This window comes from Pseudomonas sp. PARCl1 (genome assembly GCF_947311875.1).
Classification (GTDB): Bacteria; Pseudomonadota; Gammaproteobacteria; order Pseudomonadales; family Pseudomonadaceae; genus Aquipseudomonas; species Aquipseudomonas juntendi.
In genome coordinates this window covers 1-1303 of the sequence record NZ_CAMZMX010000109.1, presented here as the reverse complement: position 1 = coordinate 1303, position 1303 = coordinate 1, and the positions used below count along the sequence as shown (strand labels likewise).

At 56.4% G+C, this 1303-nt stretch carries 1 protein-coding gene and 1 pseudogene; both read left to right on the top strand.

What is annotated here, in order from left to right; translation table 11 throughout:
• Window positions 1–258 (top strand): annotated as a pseudogene (locus QME24_RS24715) (hypothetical protein); the annotation flags it as partial.
• A 20-nt stretch (window positions 259–278) separates the two neighbouring features.
• Window positions 279–1274, top strand: a complete 996-nt coding sequence (locus tag QME24_RS24710) for an IS110 family transposase (protein ID WP_029887815.1) — start codon at window positions 279–281, stop codon at window positions 1272–1274.
• The last annotated feature ends 29 nt before the right edge of the window (window positions 1275–1303 follow it).

The following is a 1303-nucleotide window of genomic DNA, read 5'->3' as shown; positions in this document are numbered from 1 at the left end:
ATCGCGAGCTGCGCTCGCTCCTTGTATGTTGTGACTGGCCTGGCGGGAGAAGTTATTCTCGTCAGGCTGAAGAAGCACTTCCGGGGAGGCCGATCGCTCCTGAAGGCAGGGTTTGCCCCTGACCTTGTACGTAGAGAGGCCCCCCGCCTCATTGCCCACCACGAAGAGTATCGAGAAGCCGACAAGTCGGACTTCGCATTACAAGGTTGCAGCGGCATGAAGTTCGAGGTCGGGGAACCGGAGGCCATTGTTACCTAATTCGCTTGGGAGAGGGAAGAATGAGTGTCTGGGTTGGCCTCGATATTGGCTCACGAACTTCGGTCGTTGGGGTGCGTAAAGATGGGCGCACTGCCGGTCAGTGGGATATCGCTCAAACCCCTGCCGGTCGCAAGGCTGCGGTGAAAAAGCTGCAGGCGCTCAAGCCTACGTCGATCGTGATGGAGGCGACCGGGATCTATTACCTGGACTTGGCCATTGAGCTGCACGCTGCCGACCTACCTGTTTCCGTGATCAACCCCAAGAGCTTCCACAACTTCGCCAAACTGATGCTGGTGAACAGCAAGACTGACGCAATAGATGCTCAGCTGCTGTCCGAGTACGGGGAGCGTATGACCCCGCGTTTGTGGACACCTCCAAGCACTGTACAGCTTGAACTCAGAGGCCTTGGCCGGCACATCAATCGTTTGGTGGGACACCGTATCAGGGCGAAGAACGAGCTGCATGCATTGCAGGCGACCGCCACGACTGCCTCGATGTTGATCGAGGATCAAGAAGAAGAGATTGCTTCACTAAGTAATCGAATCGAGCGCTTTCGTAAGGCAGGGCGCGAGTTAATCGCCCAGTGTCCAAGGCTAACTCGACAGTACGAGCAACTCCTCGCAGGCCCTGGGATTGGAGAGGTCTCGGCGCTGGCCGCCCTGGCTGAGCTGACCACGTTGCCCGAAACGCTCAAGTCCTCTCAGGTCGCTCGTCATGCTGGCCTTGATGTTCGACAGACACAGTCTGGAACAAGCATTGATAAACCTGGTCGGCTCGGCAAAAGCGGGAATGCCTATTTACGGGCAGCCATGTACATGCCTGCGCTGACGGCGGTGCGCTGCGATCCTTATGCGAAGGCCTTTTATGAGTCGCTGATCAGCAGGGGCAAGAAAAAAATGCAAGCGATCGCCGCTGTCATGCGCAAGTACCTGACAGGCATCTGGGCGTGCATGAGCGGAGATGAGCCATTTGATACGGCCAAGCTTTTCAGCTCTGAACACCTCAGAAAAGCTTGACCGCCAACAGAGTATCTACGTTTGTTTCG